17 protein-coding genes are annotated in these 20,422 nt (G+C 43.7%); 3 read left to right on the forward strand and 14 right to left on the reverse strand.

Annotation, left to right across the window (positions count from 1 at the left end):
* Window positions 1-36: 36 nt before the first annotated feature.
* Both PLE34_RS12595 and PLE34_RS12600 read right to left on the reverse strand, forming a co-directional pair.
* Window positions 37-228 carry a hypothetical protein gene (locus tag PLE34_RS12595; protein WP_324557521.1) on the reverse strand — a complete coding sequence of 64 codons (192 nt, stop codon included), beginning with the start codon at window positions 226-228 and terminating at the stop codon, window positions 37-39.
* Complete coding sequence (locus PLE34_RS12600) at window positions 206-736, reverse strand: DoxX family protein (protein ID WP_324557522.1); 531 nt, start codon at window positions 734-736, stop codon at window positions 206-208. Before PLE34_RS12600 ends, PLE34_RS12595 begins: the two co-directional genes overlap by 23 nt.
* A 376-nt stretch (window positions 737-1,112) precedes the next feature.
* Here PLE34_RS12600 and PLE34_RS12605 point away from each other — a divergent pair, with 376 nt between their 5' ends.
* Window positions 1,113-2,321 (forward strand): formylglycine-generating enzyme family protein, encoded by a 1,209-nt coding sequence (locus PLE34_RS12605; protein ID WP_324557523.1) that lies wholly within the window; start codon window positions 1,113-1,115, stop codon window positions 2,319-2,321.
* A gap of 636 nt (window positions 2,322-2,957) precedes the next feature.
* Here the strand turns inward: PLE34_RS12605 and PLE34_RS12610 are convergent.
* From PLE34_RS12610 to PLE34_RS12650, 9 genes are all read right to left on the reverse strand, one after another.
* Window positions 2,958-3,161, reverse strand: coding sequence for a DeoR family transcriptional regulator (locus PLE34_RS12610; RefSeq protein WP_324557525.1), 204 nt, complete (start codon window positions 3,159-3,161; stop codon window positions 2,958-2,960).
* A gap of 289 nt (window positions 3,162-3,450) precedes the next feature.
* Entirely contained in the window at window positions 3,451-4,083 is a 633-nt protein-coding gene (locus PLE34_RS12615) for a thermonuclease family protein (protein ID WP_324557527.1), read from the reverse strand.
* Between the two features lie 136 nt (window positions 4,084-4,219).
* The gene (locus PLE34_RS12620) at window positions 4,220-4,936 is read right to left on the reverse strand and encodes a hypothetical protein (RefSeq protein WP_324557529.1); all 717 of its coding nucleotides are present in this window, start codon (window positions 4,934-4,936) and stop codon (window positions 4,220-4,222) included.
* 780 nt (window positions 4,937-5,716) lie between these two features.
* A complete protein-coding gene (locus PLE34_RS12625; protein WP_324557530.1) occupies window positions 5,717-6,124 on the reverse strand; it encodes a hypothetical protein in 408 nt (135 codons plus the stop codon).
* A 162-nt stretch (window positions 6,125-6,286) separates the two neighbouring features.
* A complete protein-coding gene (locus PLE34_RS12630; RefSeq protein WP_324557532.1) occupies window positions 6,287-6,670 on the reverse strand; it encodes a DUF1016 N-terminal domain-containing protein in 384 nt (127 codons plus the stop codon).
* Window positions 6,671-6,702: 32 nt separating this feature from the next.
* Complete coding sequence (locus tag PLE34_RS12635) at window positions 6,703-8,049, reverse strand: neutral/alkaline non-lysosomal ceramidase N-terminal domain-containing protein (protein ID WP_324557533.1); 1,347 nt, start codon at window positions 8,047-8,049, stop codon at window positions 6,703-6,705.
* A 439-nt stretch (window positions 8,050-8,488) separates the two neighbouring features.
* Window positions 8,489-9,838, reverse strand: coding sequence for a DegT/DnrJ/EryC1/StrS family aminotransferase (locus PLE34_RS12640; RefSeq protein WP_324557535.1), 1,350 nt, complete (start codon window positions 9,836-9,838; stop codon window positions 8,489-8,491).
* Window positions 9,839-9,943: 105 nt separating this feature from the next.
* The gene (locus PLE34_RS12645; RefSeq protein WP_324557537.1) at window positions 9,944-12,820 is read right to left on the reverse strand and encodes a PVC-type heme-binding CxxCH protein; all 2,877 of its coding nucleotides are present in this window, start codon (window positions 12,818-12,820) and stop codon (window positions 9,944-9,946) included.
* 88 nt (window positions 12,821-12,908) lie between these two features.
* Window positions 12,909-13,781, reverse strand: a complete 873-nt coding sequence (locus PLE34_RS12650; RefSeq protein ID WP_324557538.1) for a sugar phosphate isomerase/epimerase family protein — start codon at window positions 13,779-13,781, stop codon at window positions 12,909-12,911.
* Window positions 13,782-13,849: 68 nt separating this feature from the next.
* Between PLE34_RS12650 and PLE34_RS12655 the strand changes: the two genes are divergently transcribed.
* Both PLE34_RS12655 and PLE34_RS12660 read left to right on the forward strand, forming a co-directional pair.
* The gene (locus PLE34_RS12655; protein ID WP_324557540.1) at window positions 13,850-15,127 is read left to right on the forward strand and encodes a DUF2130 domain-containing protein; all 1,278 of its coding nucleotides are present in this window, start codon (window positions 13,850-13,852) and stop codon (window positions 15,125-15,127) included.
* Window positions 15,128-15,157: 30 nt separating this feature from the next.
* Window positions 15,158-16,018 (forward strand): zinc-dependent peptidase, encoded by an 861-nt coding sequence (locus PLE34_RS12660; RefSeq protein WP_324557542.1) that lies wholly within the window; start codon window positions 15,158-15,160, stop codon window positions 16,016-16,018.
* Between the two features lie 621 nt (window positions 16,019-16,639).
* Here the strand turns inward: PLE34_RS12660 and tnpA are convergent.
* The 3 genes from tnpA to PLE34_RS12675 all read right to left on the reverse strand — a co-directional run bounded on the left by tnpA (window position 16,640) and on the right by PLE34_RS12675 (window position 20,390).
* On the reverse strand, window positions 16,640-17,101 hold the full coding sequence (tnpA, locus tag PLE34_RS12665; RefSeq protein ID WP_324557544.1) for an IS200/IS605 family transposase: 462 nt from the start codon (window positions 17,099-17,101) through the stop codon (window positions 16,640-16,642).
* A 54-nt stretch (window positions 17,102-17,155) separates the two neighbouring features.
* A complete protein-coding gene (locus tag PLE34_RS12670) occupies window positions 17,156-19,228 on the reverse strand; it encodes an outer membrane protein assembly factor BamB family protein (RefSeq protein WP_324557546.1) in 2,073 nt (690 codons plus the stop codon).
* A gap of 79 nt (window positions 19,229-19,307) precedes the next feature.
* On the reverse strand, window positions 19,308-20,390 hold the full coding sequence (locus PLE34_RS12675) for an amidohydrolase family protein (RefSeq protein ID WP_324557549.1): 1,083 nt from the start codon (window positions 20,388-20,390) through the stop codon (window positions 19,308-19,310).
* Window positions 20,391-20,422: the final 32 nt, after the last annotated feature.

Genomic DNA, 20,422 nt, shown 5'->3' on the forward strand with positions numbered 1-20,422 from the left:
GTTCCGGAAGATGGGTTAATGCTTAAAAGATCACGCTTACCTGTTTAAAGGATAAACAAAATGAACAACTTTTTCATGAATTCCTCCTGTTGAATGATAAAAATAGAGCGCATAACCATCGGCTTCATCAGCCTGCACAAAAACTTCCGCTATACCCGTTTCTTTGCAATAGCTGGTAATTCCTGATAAAGGTATACTGTCTTTATCAGACACTTTTTCTATAAGCATGTTGCTGATTGTTCTTAATATTAACAGGTTCGGGATCCTTCGCTTTGATGGATGAAAAGTATATCCATCCAATAAAAAAAAGCTGCAGCGGTACCCTGTACCATAAATAATGCAAGCCATCCCCGTTAAACGTTGCCGTTTCCATATCTACGTGATGTATAGCGGCATAGATATTTACAGGGAGTATAAAAATAAAAAAGATGATCAACAGCCACCCGGTCAGTACCCTGAATTTTGGTAATAGCAGTCCTATGGCGGCCGCTATTTCCACAAATCCTGTAAAGTACACCAGTTCTGTTTTGAAAGGGATAAAGCCTGGCATCATCATCGCCATGCCTTTTGTGAACATAAAATGACCGGTGGCTGTAAGCACCAGCATTGCCGATATACCGACCCTGGCCGACAAAGCAAATCTGTATTCCTGCCGGATGAGCTTAGAAGAAAAAAACAGCCAGTCTTTGTCTGTAAGAGCAGTTATACTTTCAAAATATTTTCTGATCTGTTCCATTTGCTATGCTTTGTATTTTAAGTACTAAAATTATTGTTTATGAAACGGGGATGCTGCATTCGGTATACAAAATATTGAGAAAACCTTTCGGGAGTCTGGTCAGGGATGAACACAGATGCCTGGTTTGTATGGACGCTTCCTTCGTTAAGATGACAGTAGTAACAGGACTGAGCATTTATAATAAAGTCGAACAAACAACCCACTGCTTGTCACTCTGACGAAGCTTTCTTGCCGGCAGACAGGGAAGGGTCTGGCTTCGCTTTAATCGTTGCAGACGCTTCCTTCGCCGCCGCAACAAACAATAGTAACAATTCTTATGTAATTTAGTGCCCGGCAAACAAATACAGCAACTGCCGGATACGCAAAAACACAGCCCATGCGAACAAGATCAACGTTGAATCATTTTCTTTTTATTACGATTATAATCATCTGCATAGTCTCTTGCCGGCAGGGAAAAAATAAAACGGAAACCACACCAGTTGCCGCTATCATACCCGACATCAGCGCCATGAAGATCAGCGGCGCCATTTCCTGTACAAAAGGACTAACGCCCGGCGACAGCACCATCTTCATGAATGGCGGGGGCGCGGCTTTTATAACAACAGCGGAAAATGAAATACCGGCTGATCATGAGAAAATCAATGGCATGGTATATATCCCCGGCGGAACATTCAGCATGGGCGGCGTAAACCCCGTGGGCATCACCGAAGGCGGACACGAAGCCATGGACGACGCCCGGCCCATACACCAGGTATACGTTGATCCGTTTTACATGGATGAAACAGAAGTAACCAACAAGCAATTCGCCGCTTTTGTAAAAGCCACCGGTTATATTACAGTGGCAGAACAAAAACCCTCAAAGGAAGAATTCCCTGGCGTGCCTGAAGAAGCGCTTGTTGCAGGCGCGGTGGTATTCACGCCCCCCGCGCATGAGGTGGCATTGAACAATCACCTGCAATGGTGGGAATATGTACATGGTGCTAACTGGCGCCACCCATCAGGAGCTAATAGTAATATTACCGGTAAAGAAAATTATCCTGTAGTGCAGATCGCCTATGAAGATGCGGCCGCTTATGCAAAATGGGCGGGAAAGCGCTTACCCACGGAAGCCGAATGGGAATTTGCCGCAAGAGCCGGCAAAACAGGCAACCTCTATACCTGGGGCAATGAAATGAAAAGCGCCGGTAAATGGCAGGCCAATACTTTCCAGGGACAGTTCCCTAACGCCGACATCGCCGGCGATGGCTTCGCGGGCATAGCGCCGGTTAAGCAATTCGCGCCCAACGGGTATGGCTTATACGATGTAGCCGGTAATGTATGGGAGTGGTGCAGCGACTGGTACCGGGCCGATTATTATGCCACGCTTACCAAAGCAGGTGTTGTTAAAAATCCAAAAGGACCCGATTCATCTTTCGATCCTGCAGAGCCCGGCCAGCAGAAAAAAGTACAGCGCGGCGGTTCGTATTTATGCACCGACCAGTATTGCACCCGCTACATGGTAGGCACCCGCGGCAAGGGCGAATGGCGCTCCGCCACCAACCATATCGGGTTCCGGTGCGTGAAGGATGCGGAGGTAAAGCAATAACCTCACCCTCTTTCCCTCTCCACACCGTAGAGAGGGACGGTGCTTCATAACAATGCCAGAGCAAAAGATTCTTCCACTTGAACTACACCAAACCGCTTTGCAGCAAACATTAGCCTTATTTCAAAAGCCGACAGACCGTGATAATGATGATAACAACCAAAATTGATGTATAAATTAGCTTCGTATATCTCGCGAGCCAATTGGGAAGAAAAATATCAAAATTGTCCTTAGAAGAATCAGTGTACTTCCGGGCTAATACAGTTAATGGACAGAAAAATTTAAACATCAGCAATATAAGCCCTTCGAGAACAAATAGCCCATAACCAATCCACAGCCATTTGTCGAGTCTGTTTGTAATAACCGCATACAGCATGTAGAATATTACGAAATTGAAAAATATCCATACGGCAGTATGAATGACTTTAATAATATTCAATTTCGTTTCTTTATTCATATCAGCATGTAATCCGGGCTGCCAATTTACATTTAGCCGCGCCGGGGTCTTCATAAAAGGCCATACGGGCAGCCATGAGACCCTGCGCTAAAAAACCTTTCATAAGATCATTTTTTAGCCTGAGAAAACTTGTCTCCAGGGTTGGCTCAAAGCTTGAACCCATTATGAGCCAATTGAGCCAATTATGAGCCAATTAAAACATAGTTCGTTCCTGCTCCAATATCACCAGTTCTTTTAAGAATTTTGAATTTTTCAACAAGTTCTGTCAAGTCTCTTGTTGCGGTTGCTTTTGAAACAGCATTTAGTGTTTGATAATCGCTGTTAGTAATTTTCCCATGTTGGCGCAAGAATGAGGCATTGCATTGTGCATAGCCTTCTTGGGCCATATTTATGAACTATATTTTAAATCAATTAATCCTTTCAATCCGCAAAAATCACGAGCGCTTCCCTGACAAATACATCTATCCACCTAACAGCAGCAAATGAAATGAAATATAATTTATCGTTATCGTGGAATTTATATTTTCTACTCATAGGAAAGTAAATATACAATCACATTGATTTTTATAGTAAAACAGTCCTTCCTAAATCCACCGTTCTATAGATACGGGTTTTTGAAACCTTTACTTAATTTTCAACTTTTCTTACATGGCACAAGAAACCTTCACTCTTTTCCTACGCCTCATTCTTGCGCCAAAATGGGATGGCTAACTTTTGTTTACCTTTTCTCCAATTCCACGGAGCGATAGGCGAGCTCTCACTCCAAAGCCCGACTTTATTTTTTTGGGCTTCAATTTCCAATTGAGCATATTCCTTACTGTCGGAGTACTTTTTAAAATGCCAAGCTAATCCATTTTTAACTAACTCGTTGTTTACGTTTGTTCCATCCAATAAAAACATCTCTGAAATTAGGCGTTTGTTTCTGTCATACTTATTGTCATTTACAAGGGTAACATTCTTCCCGAAACATAAATCGGAAGCAAACTGTTTTGCCTTATTACCAAATGGTTGTTTTTTTTCGGGACAATCAATATGAGCTAACCTTACAGTTTGCTCTTTCCCATCTATAAGTAGAACAAATGTATCGCCGTCTTTTATACCGATTACCTTATAACCTGTTTGATTCTCCTCGTCTGAACTTTGGGTATTTAACGATGCTTCGTGATTTTTATATCTTTCATAATTTCCACCGACTGGATGATTACAACCTACAGTCGAAATTGTCAAAAAGAAAAAAAGAAGTTCTATCATTTGAAAATTCTTTGCTGATGGCAAATGATTTTTTATAAAACTATCCAGTATGCTCATGATCTTTAATTTTAAGCTGGATAAAGATAAATATCTTTTTTGGCCAATAGTCTGCCGGAATTAAAACCTCAAAAAAAGTTGATGAACATTATCTGTTTGCCCGTATTTATACCAACTTGCTTGTTAGCAATAGTTTTTAGGAGTATGTGATAATATAACCATCATCCAATCTATCTCCAGTCTCTAAAAAGTAATATAGGGCATTAATACAATAATCAAGGCTTTTATAATAGTGCAGTTCTGTAACCCATGAGTTTGGTCTTTTGTCTTTATAGTATGCTTGATTATTCTTAGGCTTTAAATAAACTTCTCCCCTTTTCCCATCTAAAAACTCAATTGTATATATTTTAGTCATACCGCCAAAGAATGAAGTGTCTTCAGAAATGTCAAGTGTTTTATATTCAGGCGGATTGATTGTCCGATTTTGTGTCGCACCTAAACCCCTTGTTGAATTCTCTTTCAAATATTTGTCATTCAAAAATCTAATAACGTCATTAATATTGTTTAATTCATTATCATATTTTGATTCATTAACAAAAAATGCATAGCTATCAGTACTGTCTAACTTCAGAGCTATCACGTTTTCGTCAAAAAATCCATGCTTTAATAAATAGCTTTCTTGCTTTGTGTCAATTAGCAAAGATTGATTTCCTAAATATTCCCAAGAGCCTTTTTCCACTATACCATTTTCAGAAATAAGTAATTGATTGTTTTGTCTGAAAATAAAAACCTTTTTAGTTTGATTTATGTCTCCTAATGAGACCCAATGTTGATTTGTCAACTTTGTTAAGTCGTCAAGCTTTTTACTAAATCGCTGAATTTTCGGAATTATGTCTACTATAAATGTTCTCATAAAACTATCGCTAACGTCGGATTCTGCGTTTGGGGAGCATTTAGAAAACGCCCAGCTCAGAACCGAATCCGATTAAAGGTACAAAAGATGAAGATTTATTGTTTCACCCGTTGATGCAAAACCTCTCGGTTAAAGGTTATTATTTTGTTGCAAGTATAAATAGAATTTATGAACAACTTGGTCAAAGTTGTGATGACTAATGTTTTTCGTCTGCCCGTCTTTATGCCAACCTGTTAGTAGCCGTTTTTCTTTATCATACCATTAGATTCTTTTTCATAAAGTTCTTTGTATATTCTTACCCCAAATGATGGTTGTCAAAAAATGGTAATTAACGAATTGCTGCACGCAATACGTTCCATTATTAAATATTTATAAGCGCTTAAAACACTTCCACCTGCTTACAAACAGCTAAAAAGAATATTCCTTCGCTATCGCACGGGTCCAAAAATCCTAAAAATGGAATAAAACGGGTTGATTGCCGGGTTATAGTAGTGCGGATTGAAACTGTTTCAAACCTATTCTTTTTTTATTAAAAACAGGCATTTTTTTAGTATTTGGTATGTATTGGCATGCGAATGGCGGTTTTATTGTGTTCGCGGTTGAAACCCGGTGTTGATAGATTTGCTGCATGCGCTGTTAGTGCGGTCTGATCCGCCGCCGCGGATGCCGGCCGCAGGCAACTTCGGATCAATACAAAAGTTTAATAGTTTTTATAGCGCCGGGAGCTCGCCGCCACACCGTTGCCCGGCTCTGAAGACCCCTGCGCGAAATCTATTTCGTCTATGCTACTTCGCCTGCATCGTTAATATGTTTGGTTTTCAAAATTCTCAGGATAAGAACAGCAAAAACAAAAGTCAAAACAGCAAATGATCGCTCAAAATTTGTCTTTGCGAAAAGATTACCAACCGTATTCAGAACAAATAAAGCAAGAAAGATCCATAGTATGATGTTTATTGCTTTGTTCTTAAACCGGAATTTTATATAGCTGGCTTTCATAAGCAAAACAAGCCCCAAAAATAAGTTGATCAAAATGGAGATGGCTTCAAAAACATACATTTCCCGGTCATTCTGAAGTCGTCCGCCCCAGGCTATGTTATAAGGAATTGCCTTAGCGATCACAGCGATATGAAAAAGGATTACCGCAACAAGCAATGCCAGTAAAATATTTATTGATGCTTTATACTTCATTTTATTTTTTTAAGCAAGTATTAGGTTTGGGCGAAAGAAGAAGTAACAACAAAAAGATGAAAAAAGTATGTCTGCCGGATAAATTATTTAGCGGCAAATACAGAGATTATTCGCCGAAAGTTCAAAGTTTCAGACTATGTAAATCCCATTTGCGCGTTTTCTTTACTCAATTTCCAAAACACCTTTTTTGTCTTTACTCAATGCAAGTCGTTCAAATAAAGAAGAATCTATTTGTCTTTCAAGTTCTCTTACTGACAGGTTTTCATTAAGCGTATGTTTTTCATTCCGCATATCCAAAATATTGCGTCTGCCAAATCCTTTGCCATAGCGCTGCCTTAAGTCTTTGGAAAGCTTTGTCAGTAGCTTACTTCCATACTCTGCTCTTTCTTGTCCGCGCTGTTCATATTCTACTATGTGTCTGCCAATTTCCCAGTTAGTTTTAACCAATTCTGTATTTACTACTATAAAAGCATTTTGCCTTGCCTGTTCAATGGTAAGGCCGATGCTGTCAGGTAGCTGATTGTACTGATTTGAAGTTGACTTCATGGTTGTTTATTAGCCGAAATTGTTATGCCACCTCATTTCTTTGAAGGCTTCACCCCTACCCCTTTCATTACCTGCTTTACAGCCCCCTGTATCCTTTCTTCCACATTGTCGGCAAACGGACCGGGCAGCACATAGTAGATCATGCTGCTATTGGCTTCATACCCCCCTTCACCCAATATCCGCTTAGTGGGAATATAGCACATCACTTCATTGCTGTACCCGGCTACAAATAAATTTTCATTCTTAAAGGTTTGCTTCGCCCATAAGGCGTAATCCACCACCACTTCTCCTGCCATAGCCAAAATAGTAAGGTCTTTGCCAAAGCGTATGCACTGAACAGGATAGCTGTATTTACTTACATCCCAGCCTTTATTATAAGCCTGCAGCATCAGCTTCGCTCTTCTTTGAACATATTCATCACCGGTTACCATATCGTTTTGATACAACTGCAGATCAAAAGGGCGGAATGATAATTCCACCGTTTCATAACGGGTAGTAACAGGCGCACGAACAGGTTGCATGGTTGATGTGATCACTTTTTGAACCGATTCAGCTAATGTTTTTCCATGTTGCATGGCATGTTCTATGGTACCCCTCGGATTGGGATTAATGTCGCCGCAACAACCCTGGAAAAACAAAGCTGTAATGCCGGGGTACATTTTCTCCAGTTCAATTTGTGCATACCCCGCGTAATCGCCGTTCACTTCGGTGTAATCGCCGGGTAGGGTTGTATTGTGACAGGCATAGCCAAACAATACGGCTTTCAGCTCACCACCCGGCGTAGCAATTTTAAGCACGGGCACATCAAAATCTACCGGACGGATCGTTAATGCCGGGTCGCGCCTGTTGAAAGCAAAATCTGCTTCTCCATGCCCGCTCCATACCTGCATGGGCGCAAGATCAGCCATCGCCATATCTACGGCAGCAACAATATCCTCCACCAGCCTGCGGGTATAGTTGTACACCGTTTGCATATCACCGGGCTTATAATAAAACATGCCGGCGGCAGGCCAAACCATGGGAGCCGAATGGGTATGCGATGAATTCAACAACAATTGTGAACGTTGGATGCCATATTTATCGTTCAGCTTCTTAGCGATATCCACCGATATTTCGTGCGACAAACCGAGCAGATCCGTTGTAACGATCACTACCCTGCTGGTAGGCGATTCTTCAAAAACAAGGGCTTTGGCCCAAATATCATGCGCAATGCCGGTAGCGGGTTTTAACCTGGCTGGATTGGCGTAGCCGTTTAACCAGACATCTCCCTGCGGCGTAATGGCTTTTCGGCCAATACCCACTTTCATGTCGCCGGCCCATGATCCTGCCGTTATTAATATAAGGGCTATGGTAAGTACAGGGATGAATATTTTTTTCATACACGCATTTTTTCTTAAATCTAACACAATTTCCTTTTATATGGCATGCGTTTGCTGAGATGATCAAATGACAAATCCGAAAAAGAAAACCCGAAATCCGAAGGAAATACAGGAGAATACAAAGCACCAAATACCAAATAACAAGAACCAAACCTGCCTGCGGCAGGCAAGCTTGTCCGCCGGGGCGGATAAAATTCAAAGGCCAAATCCGAAGCAGAAAATTCGAAATCCGAAAATAAATGCAATCTCAAATTTCAAATCCGGATCTCACCCCTCACCTCTCCTCCTGAGCTGCCAGCCTTAAGCGATCAGCCATCAGCCAAAGTATACTAACGATAAGCTCAATTCTTCACACAACTTCTCACTTTTCACTTCGTGAAACGATAAACCTGAAACGAGAACTATTTCACCGTTCACTTCTCACCATTCACTACTCCACTCACGCCTTACCCAACGCCGCCGCATTCTTTTGTATCTTACGGATAGCAGCAGCAATCTGATCCATGTCTGTTCTGCTGCCCAGCAACATGTTCTGGAAAAACCATACCGCCTGTTCGGTGCTCAGTATATCGTTTTGCGGACATTGATTACGCTCTAACCATTCCTGCATGGTCTTTTGGCCGTATATTTTGAGGTAGTGCCTGTTTTGGGCGAGACCGGTTACATAGCTGTCTTTGTTGATCATGCCATAACCGCCGGAGCAGGGTATGCCTTCTGCACTCAACGCTTCAAGGAATTTTGCACGGCTTAATCCCGCGAAATGATCTTTGTTATAGCGGAACATATACAGGTGATACGCGCTTGCCGTAGTGCCTTCATACAGCTTCGCCGGTGTGATACCCGGAATATCGTTCAATAATTTACCGAGGTAATCAGCGTTTTCCGTCCTGCGCTTCGACTGCTCCATAAGGCGCGTCATCTGCGCCAGCAAAATACTGCCCTGGAATTCGGTAAGGCGCATGTTGGTTCCGCGGGTACCCACGCCGGGGTTATATGCTGCACGCAGGCCGCCCTGGCCCTGGTTATGAAACGAATAGCAGGTTTTGGCAAATGACTCATCATTGGTAACAATAGCCCCGCCTTCGGCACAGTTTAAATTCTTTGACGACTGAAAGCTAAAGCCGCCGGCCAATCCATACGTACCTACCTTTCTTCCGCGCCATTCTGCAAGGTGCGCTTGGCAGGCATCTTCAATTACAGGTATCTTTTTCCGGTCAGCAATCTCCATGATCATATCTATATTAGCCGGTGAGCCGCCTATATGAACGGGCATGATGATCTTAGTTTGAGCGGTGATCGCTGCTTCTATTTTACCGGCATCAACCTGGAAACTTTCTATATCGGTATCCACAAATATGGGTAAAGCGTAATTGAGCACCACCACATTGTAGGTGGCTATAAAAGTATACACGGGAATGATCACTTCATCGCCGGGACCAATATCAAGGGCGCCCAGCATGGTATACAGCGCACTGGTGCCGCTCGATACGCCAAGACAATGCTTTGCGCCTAACTGTTTCGCGTACGCGCTTTCGAAAGCAGGCATGACAGTGCCGTCTAACCGCCCCCATTTTTTACTTTTCAGCACCTCCATTAACCCTTTTTCTTCGGGCTGCCCGTATACCGGCCAACCCGGGAATGCCGGGGGAAATGTTTTTGTGCCTCCCAAAAGCGCAGGCTTTGCATTATCAGGATTTGCACTTACGATATGCGGCATTCCCATGGACAACCCCGCCCCCGCTATAGAAAGGGTATTGATAAATTTCCGGCGGTTAAATCTTTTTTGCATGCGTATCTGTTTAGAATGAGTATTTAATGAACTGGGGGTGAAGCCTCACCCCAACCTCTCTCCGCCCGGGAGGGGGCTAATAGATTTACACTGGTCAGCATCTCCCTATTTGCCCGCCAGTAAATACCCGGCTACATCGGCCAGTTCCTGTTCGGATATGCCCGCAACACCAGGTTCCGGCATGAGGCTTTTACCTTGCTTTTGTTTGGTACTGATCTTATCTGTTGCAATGGTATGCTGCTGACCGGTTACATCTTTTATAATTACAGCCTGCTTATTTTCGCTGATCAGAAAACCAAAAAAGGAGCCGCCATCTTTGGTATTGATGATCCAGGGTTCATAACCCAATAGTATTGCCGCACTGGGATTAATGATGGCGTCTAATAAACCAGTCTTATCAAATTTCTTACCGATGCTCGTCAATTCCGGCCCAATGTTGCTGCCGGTTTTCCCTACCTTATGACAGGAAGCGCAATGACCGGCAAAAACGGTTTTACCATTTTGCGCATCACCCTTCAGCGCGGCAATATCAGCTATGGAATAGTTTTTTTGCACACCGGGTTGCTTAAAATATTTTCCCGCCTGCACCCTCACGGTAAGGTCAGGATTTTTGAAAATGCTTTCTTCCATGGCGGGGATCAATGCTTTTGGAAATTTATTTTCCGAAGCAAGACCGATCAGCAATTGCCCGCCCAATGAATCCGCCGCCATTTGTTCTAACCGCCTTTTCCTGGCGCCTAATGAAAGGTGCTCATCCTGCACCGCCAGCAGCCTTACTTTTGCTGCAGCCAGCTTTTTCTCATAAGCGGAATTGATATGCAGCTTTTTCCAGTCTAACAATGCATACCAGTCGTTACCCTGGCGGAAGGAAAGCCAGTAGGAAGCCTGTTCCGCTACATCGGGTAATGTATTTTTACTGAGCGCCAGCATGGCTTCGGCCGCTCCTTTATCTTTCATAAACGCAATGGCAGTAATAGCAGCCCTTCTTTCTTTAGCATCTAACGTGGGTTCATTAGCACGCAGCAAAAGATCGGGCAATGCCGCTGCCGGGTGTAAACGCCAGGCAAACAGGCTCATTCTTTTATCCCACTCAACAGGCGTTTTATCACTGGCCAATAATTGTTTTATTTGGGGATACACTTCCGCTTCATGGCCGGCCATGGCATCGCCCAGCGCATTCAGGTACCAGCGGTCTTCCCCGTCGTATTGCTTTGCCAGTTCCAGCAGTATGGGTTGGGTTTGCTCAAAAGGCAGATCACGCAGCGCAACAGCAATTTCCCTCCGAACAAACGCGGAAGGATCGCTTTGCAGTTGAATGGCGTAAGGCAGTATACCGGCAACGGATACACGCAACGCACGGAAAGCAGTGGCCCTTATCGTTTCATTATCGCTTTTTAATAACGCCGCGGTAGCTTCTATACCTTTTTGACCTAATTGTGCCAGCAGCCAGATGGCCCTCGCCTGAATATATGGATTCTTATCTTTCAATAATGCATGAACGGGTTCCATAACCGCTTCTCCCTGTTGCTTCAGTTGCAGAAACCCCAGGTGGCGCACATTAATAGCGGGATTGCGGAGTGCCGCTATTTGTCCTGCTGTTGTAGTAAGATCAATTTTGGGAGAACGCAGGGTTTTATTTTTAGGTGTGATGCGGTAAATCCTGCCGAAACCTTTCTTATCCTGCATCTGGTGCCCCCCCACAACCGGGTCGTACCAGTCGGCTATATAAATGGCGCCATCTGTGCCTACAGCCACGTCGCTGGGACGAAACCATTTTTCTTTATGCACATTGGCGGCACTATCGTTCCAAACATATAAAGCGTTATCCTCGCTCAAAGAGGTGATAAAGTTTTTTCTTTCGCCGGGTACCATCCCCGATTTTTCCTTATGCGGATAATAACCGAAGATCACATTTCTCCCGGCATCGGCACTTAATAGCAGTCCGCGATATTTTTCTCCCAGCGCATCGCCTTCATTTAATACCACGCCTGTAGGCGCTCCCGCTCCGCTCCTGTCGCCCACCGGCATTACGCCGGGATCTTCCTGGTGCCAGTGCGCGGTAAATATCTCCTGGTCGGGCCGCTGGTCGGCCTGCCATGTTCTGGTACCATCCGTGCTGAAATAGCCCGCATTCCCTCCTTCCGGCAACCACGATACACGGCAGGCTGCTACTTCATCATCGTTATCGTTCTGCCAGAAATTGCCATATGAATCGGCGGTGAGCTCATACGCGTTCCTGAAATTATGTCCCATTACTTTTAACCCCGTGCCATCCGGGTGAATCCGCAGGGCCAATCCCCCAACCCATACTTTCCCGTCATCACTTTTTAAATTGCCTTCATTTTTGGTATTATAGGGGGTGCCACCGGTATATATACTGCCCGATCGCAGGTTCCATCCGCTCTTATCGGTTACGGTATGCGGGCCCGCATTGCCTGTATTGAAATACCAGTTGCCATCGGCGCCGGCCAATACCGCATGCAGCGAATGATCGTGATCCTTTCCGCCAAAACCTGTAAGAAAAATTTCTTTTTTATCGGGCTTGTCATCGCCATCTTCATCCGTATAGATAATAATGCCGGGGGCGCAGGAAACGATCACTTTGTTTCCAATAACGGCTATGCCTAATGGCGATACGAGGCTGGTATCCTGCACAAATAATGTTGACGAATCGGCAACCCCATCGTTATCCGTATCTTCCAGTATCATTACCCTGTCGCCTTTAGAGTGATGAAAGAACGCTGTGGAATCGTTATTGAAATTGCGGTAGTTCACCGCTTCGGTTACCCACACCCTCCCGCGGGCGTCTATATCTATATTGGTGGGATTATAGAACAGCGGTGTTTCAGCCCATAGTGTAGCTTCCAGGTCGTTGGGAAGATAAAAGGGCAGATCCGTTTTAGCTTTGGGGTTTGATGGCTGGCAGGCCGCAAGAAAAAGAATAGAAAAAGAAATGCCTGCAAAAGCGCCTGTTAGTTTCATCCGTATATTTTTACGTATTATTTTATTGTGTTCGCGAATGCTTCGCATTTCCCTCCTGCTTTGCGGGATGAAAAAATTACGCGGTGTTTCATTTGTTAAACAACTTGCGCAGGTAGGCAAGGTTGTGACGGTAACTTTCAACAGTTTCTCCACCTTCCGGAATAGCCCCTTCTATCTGCATCCAGCCATTGCCTCTATATCCTGTTTGGTAAATGGCTTCGCTTACGCCTTTCCAGTTTACGGTACCCTTATCTAATAAGAAACCATTTTCTTTCATATGTAGTTCGCATACCTCATCTTTTCCCAGCTTTTTAAATTCGGCAATAGGGTCGTGACCCGCATCGACGGTATTACGGAAATCGAAATATACTTTAAGGTTTTTGGATCCTACTTTGTCAATGATCTCCATGTGTTCCTTAGCATCAAGGTAAGATTCGATGCCAAGTATAATCCCTTTAGCTTCCGCATAAGGCATTAGGGCCTGTAAATGCTTTACAGCGGCTGCTTTCCGGGCATTGTCATTGCGCAGGTCGCTGGCATTAAAAAAAGCCAGCAGCAATACCTTTACTTTTAGATTTTTAGCCGCATCAATGGAACCCTTTACCCATTCCTGCACCCGCTCATCGGAGTGAAACGGCACCCGGTTATATATGCCCATCGCCAGGCTCGAAATGGCAATTCCTGTTTGAGCCGAAGTTTTAAGATAAGCGTCCTGGATTTCTTTTTGCCTGATGTGCAGGTTGTTTTCCACGCTGCCCATATCTACCATAATACCATCCACACCAATAGCTTTTGCTACTTCAAAAGCACCGATATTGCTTCCTTTTCCTATAGACCAGTCGCAGGCGCCGATTTTGAAACGGCCTGCACGCTGCTCTGCCATCAGCTCTTTAAACACACCGGCCTGCAGCAATGAAGAAAGTACCAAAGATTTTTTGATGAGCGATCGTCTTGTTATCATACCGGTTTTTTGGAAAACTAAATATATCAATTTTTTAGGGGTTTTGTAAACTTGCATAAATTTAGATAATGGCTACTGAAATAAAATGTCCGAATTGCGGTCATCCTTTCCCGATGGAAGATGCGGTTTCTGAAGATTATAAAAGGGAATTGCGTGAAAAGATGACCAGATATATAAAGCAAAAAGACGAAGAACTGCAAAAAAAGCAGGAAGAGTTTTTGCGCCGGGAACAAACCATGCTGCAGCAGGCACAGCAAAAAGAACTGGAATACGCGAATAAACTGGCCGATGAAAAAGCAAAGCTGCAGAAATCGCTGGAAGAGAACATACGGAAAAGTATAAGCGCAGATTTTGAAAACCAGGTGAGCCTGCTGCAACAGACCAACAAGGATAATGAAATAAAACTGCAGGAAGCCCGCAGTAAACAATTAGAGTACCTCAAAAAAGAACAGGAGCTGCAAAACAGGGAGCAGGAGATGGAGATACAGATCCAGCAAACCCTGTTAAAGGAACGGCAAAAAATAGGGGAAGAGATCAGGAAGCTGGAAGAGCAGAGAACAAGCGCGAAAGAAACCGAATACCAGTTGAGGATGAAGGAGATGGAAAAGCAGTTGGAAGACCAGAAAAAGCTGGTGGATGAAATGAAACGCAAAGCGGAACAGGGCTCCATGCAAATGCAGGGCGAGGTACAGGAACTGTTGCTGGAAAACCTGCTGAGAGGCAGCTTTCCGTTTGACGTAATTACGGAAGTAAGTAAGGGCGCGCGGGGTGCTGATTGCATTCAAACCATACGCAACCAGTTTGGACAGGAATGCGGTAAGATCATTTATGAAAGCAAAAGAGCGCAGCACTTTGCCAATGACTGGATTGAAAAGCTGAAAGCGGAAATGCGAACACAGGGCGCCGACGTAGCCGTTATCGTTACCCAGGCTATGCCAAAGGATATGAACCAGTTCGGGGAAAAAAACGGGGTATGGATCTGCAGCTTTGCCGAAGTGAGGGCTCTGGCTCATATTTTGCGGGACAGTATCATTAAGATATATAACGCTTCGCGGTCGCAGGAAAATAAAGGCGATAAAATGCATTTGCTGTACGATTATTTAACCGGACAGGAATTCGCCGAACAATGGAAAGCCATAAGGGAAGGATTTTTGTCTATGCGGTTGTCCATTCAAAAAGAAAGGGATGCCATGGAGAAATTATGGAAAGCACGGGAGAAGCACTTGGAAAAGGTATTGTTAAATGCCGCACATATACGCGGCTCTATTGAAGGTATAGCCGGACAGGACTCCATTGACCTCAATTTGCTGGAAGATGATGATAAGGATAATTTATTGGGGGGGTAAGACGTTATATATTGTCCCCAAGCAAATGGAATGATTACCTGGATAGTAATAATCATATTAGTTATTGCAGTAATCTGGCGGCTAACACGGTCTGCCAGGCATACCCTTACCGATTCAACCGATCAGCAGGGGCACGATAAAGTTGCACAGGACGAAGCGCATATTAAATGCCCTTTGGTATATAATGGCAATGATCTGGAGTTTCCCGATGAGGTATTGCACACGGTGCTTACTAAGCATTTTTCCTATTATAACCGCCTGCTTGATGTTGACCGTGAAAAATTCATCAGCCGGCTTAAAAAATTCATTGATACCAAAGTATTTATCATCCACGATAAAAAAGGATACCGTGAGATGCCTATCCTGATCAGCGCGGCTGCCATTCAGCTCACTTTTGGCTTAAGAAAATACCTGCTGTCGCACTTCAATATCATACAGATCTTCCCGGAGGCTTTTGTTGGACTGGAACCTTTCCGGATACTGATTGGCAATGTAACGGGCAACACCATTAATATTGCCTGGAAACAGTTCCTGGAAGGATATAAGAATAAATATGACCTGCAGAATGTTGGACTGCATGAAATGGCGCATGCGCTGTATTACCAGAACTTTGAAACAGCAATAAGCATTGATAAGGATTTTAAAGATTCATTCCGCGAGTTCAATTCTATTGGCGATAAAATATACCATGTAGAAAAGATCCTTACGATCGGCTTATATTCCGAATACGCGATCAAAGATTTCCAGGAGTTCTGGGCAGAAAGCATTGAGATCTATTTTAAAAGTCCTGATCGTTTGCAACTGCATTACCCTGAACTGTATAAAGTGCTGTGCGACCTGCTCAACCAGGACCCGTTGAATTATCCCAATCATTTATTTGAAAAGGTATAGGGTTAAACTTCCCTCCTTCTTCGACCCCTTCGGGGTCGTAATGCATTTCTGTTACTGAAGTTATAAACCTAAGACCCCTTCAGGGTCGAACACAAATTCCTGCAGTCAATTTCTACTGATCGGTTTTCCTTATCCCAAAGGGATGCAAGGTTTATAATACATACAGACAGAAAAGCTGCGACCTCAAAGGGGTCGAACTCGCCAGGGATGGTTCGCAATAGGCACAAGCATTTGCGACCTTGCAGATGTTGCTTATACCTTCGGCCCCCTTGGGGTCGTAATGCATTTCCATTATTGAAGTTATAAACCTTAAGACCCTTTCAGGGTTAAATACAAATTTCTGCGGCCAATTTCTTCGGATGGGTTTTTCTCATCCCAAAGGGATCCAAGGTTTATAATATATATAGACAAAGAAGTTGCGACCCCAGCGGGGTCGAACAATCCATTCCCATTATTTGGTTATAAACCTAAGACCCTTTCAGGGGCAAATACAAATTCCGGTAGCCAATTTCTTCGGATGGGTTTTCCTCACCCTAAAGGGTACAAGATTTATAATATATACAGAAAGAGAAACTGCGACCCCAACGGGGTCGAACAATTCAGTGGAATGATACATGCATTTCAATTCAACCAGTCAAACAAATACTGCTCTTCGTGCGGTATTTCAAATTTCTTCAGGAATGCGATGTATTCTTCTTTAAACGTTTTCTTCCGGTGGTGCTCTTTCTGATTCATAATATACCGGATAACATTATTAAGATGCGAATGACTGTATGAAAAAGCCCCAAAGCCTCCCTGCCAGTTGAATTTGGATTTTGTAAATCCATTGTCATTAATAAATTCATTGGTGGACTTTTTTACTTCCCTTACCAGGTCAGATAAACAACAGGTGGGTTTCATACCCATAAAAATATGAATATGATCAGGCATACCATTAATGGCCAGTAATTTCTGGCCCTTATTACGAATGATACCCGTGGTGTACTCGTATAATCGTTCTTCCCACAAAGGTTGTATTAATGCCTGCCGGTGTTTTACAGCAAATACAACCTGGATATACATTTGCGAAAATGTTCCTGCCATATAGTGTGTTTTAGGTTAACAATTACACTAAGGTAAAAAATATGAAGTAATTGATCACTCCTGTTCTTTCAGCGCAAAAGCAAGATAGGCGTCTCCTGAAGGTGTGCCCACCTTACCACCGCCGCCGGCGGCAATAACAATATACTGCCTGTTATCAATCATATAAGTAGCAGGAGTAGCATAGCCCCCCGCAGGCAATTGATATTCCCATAAAAGCCTGCCATTTTTTTTGTCAAAAATCCTCAGCTTCTCATCGCGTGTGGCGCCGATTATTACAATCCCCCCGGCTGTAACCAATGCGCCGCCGAGGTTTTGTGTGCCGGTAGCCGGAATATTTTTTGCTGTTAGCTCGGGGTATTCTCCCAAAGGAACCTGCCACGCTATTTCTCCCTTATTTAAATCAATGGCATTTAATGTGCCCCATGGAGGCTTCACCCCGGGATAGCCATCCTGATCCTTTAATTCGTTCCATCCATCGTGTACATAACGCACATGCGTAGATGCAGCCGCCTGCTGTTCTCCAACCTCTGCATTGTCGCGAAGTAAAAACGCTATCAAATCGGTCTTATCTTCTTCTGTTAAATTAGGATATGCGGGCATCTGCCCTCTGCCACTTTGCAGCAGCCCGGATATTTCTGCAAATGAATATTTTTTAGAAAGCCCCAGTAACGCAGGATATACATGGGTACCCTTTCTGTCGGACCCGTGACACATCGTACAATTATTCAGTGTGTAGAGTTGCTGACCCTTTGATTCGTCATTGCCATCCATGATAACCGGTTTCATTTTAATCAGCATCGGGATTTCGTTGGCATTTACATACAACATCCCTGTTTCGGGATCAAAAGAAGCCCCACCCCATTCTGCTCCGCCCCGCGTTCCGGGAAACTGCACTACGCCAGCGGTATCAGGTGGTGTAAACACAGGTCCTGTTTTAGCATTTCCTATTTTATTTTTTATGTACCTGTAGGAAGAATCGGAAAAATCAAGCATACCGGCATCAGGAAAATTTTGCCTTACAAACGGAGGAGGTTTTACCGGGAATGGCTGCGTAGCCGAAGTTTGCTCTCCGATGAGTGTAGATTGCGGAACCGGCCGTTCCTGAATGGGATATACCGGTTCGCCTGTATTTCTGTTGAACAGGAACACCATACCCATTTTGGTTGTTTGCGCAACAGCCGGTATCGTTTTACCATCCCTTTCTACGGTTACCAACGTAGGCGGAGCCGGCAAATCATAATCCCATAAATCGTGATGCACTAATTGATAATGCCATATTCTTTTTCCTGTAAGCGCGTTTAAAGCCACCAGGCAATTTCCGAACAGGTTATTGCCTTTGCGGTTACCACCGTAAAAATCAAATGCCGGTGAACCCAATGGCAAAAATACCGTTCCGGTTGCTTCATCCAGACTTAACCCTGCCCAGGCATTTACACCGCCGGCCTCTTTCCAGGCATCTTCCTGCCATGTATCATAACCAAATTCCCCGGGTTGTGGTATGGTATGAAAAGTCCATACCGTTTTGCCTGTAATAATATCGTACCCTCTCACGAAGCCCGGTGCAGCATCATATCCTTCTCCCAGCGCTGTTCCCATAACCAGCACATTTTTATAAATTATTCCGGGAGAGGTAGACCATACCGCCAGCTTTGAGGGATCTCTGCCCAAACCTTTGCGAAGATCAATTTTTCCCTCATCTCCAAAAGAGGATACAAGCTTCCCTGTTTCTGCATTAACCGCATATAAATAGGGTCCGGCAGAAAAGAAAATTCTTTTTTCCGAATCATTTTCCCAGTAAGTAACGCCACGGTTTACACCGGTAGCTTCCTCATTTACAAAAGGATCAAACCGCCATATTTCTTTTCCTTTCCGGGCATCGAGCGCTATAAGCTTTAGCTGTGGAGAGGTAGCATACATTACCGTATCTATAATAACCGGGTTACATTGAATTGCCGAACGGTTACCTTCTCTTGCATCGCCGGATTGATAGATCCAGGCTACTTCAAGCTGATCGAGATTGGTACTGTTTATTTGTGTAAGCGGGGAGTATCCGCTGCTGGCATTATCCCCACGGTAAACCGGCCAGGGAATATTGCTTACCTGGTTGCAGGAAATGAACAGAAGCATTATAAAAGAACAAAAAATTATTGAGGGTGTCCGGGTGTAATGCATTTCTTAATGAAAATTTTGCTTTGCTGATGTACAATTATTTTTTAAGTATTTTCAGGGCATTCCCTTTATAGATTTTTTTCAATGCGGCATCACTTAAATTAAATCCCTGTAACGGCCAATGGTACTCAAACAGATCTGTAGCATAAAAATGCTCATCATTGGTTTGCAGTATGCGGAAAGTTGTTTCATACATAAAATTGCCGGGATGATAATCGGTTCCATATACCAGCTTATCCTGATACTTTTCAAAAAAGGCTGATGCAAAACGGGGAATAGGTGCTATCTCTCCAAAACGGGCAGCTACATCGGCATACAGGTTATCATATTTTGAAAGCAGGTTACCCAGCAGGGTCAGATCATATTCGCAATTGGCAAGATGGCATGCTACAAAAGTGGTACGGGGATTTGCTTTTACCACATTTTCCAATGCCTTTATCATTTCTCCGTGTCCCCTGAACCCTGGTTTGGAAGGATCCATTTTCCAGCTATAAGCATTCATCAACCCATCATTGGTGGAGTCCATCGGTTCATACATCCACATCGGTTCGGCTACATGAATGCTTACCGGAATTTTTAGTTCCCCGCATTTCTCATACAAAGGCTGCAACCTTTTATCATCCACATGCATGCCGTAACCGGGTACCGGGTTTGAAAACACTTCTCCCAAACCTTTATCGCCTAATTCTCCAACGCCCCTGGCGCCTGCTTTAACGCAACGTTCCAGCTCCTTTACGGCTTTCTCCCCCCATCCGGGTTCCTGGTATCCGGTGTAGTCAAACCCACACCATAGCTCAAACCTGTTTAAATAGGGAGCATATACATTGTAAATGGAATCAAACTGGGCGCCGGTAGATTCTGTGAGCAGCACTACTTTTTCTATCCCGAACTTATCCATTAATCTTAACCATTCTTTAATATCCTTTACTTCTTTTGAATACCAGCTATGGGCGTGCATATCAATAACCGGGAACTTTGCTTTATCAATTGCAGTAACCGGGATTTTATAAATGGATTGGGGGCGATAATGCTTCAAAAGAAGGCTATCAGGGTTTTGTGCCGGGCAGAACTGGGCTATAGCTCCAATTAATATACAGAGCAGTATTTTTTTTAACAGCATAGATGATATTGTTTTTAGTTCAAATAAAATCA

This window comes from Agriterribacter sp. (genome assembly GCF_035445465.1).
Taxonomy (GTDB): domain Bacteria; phylum Bacteroidota; class Bacteroidia; order Chitinophagales; family Chitinophagaceae; genus Agriterribacter.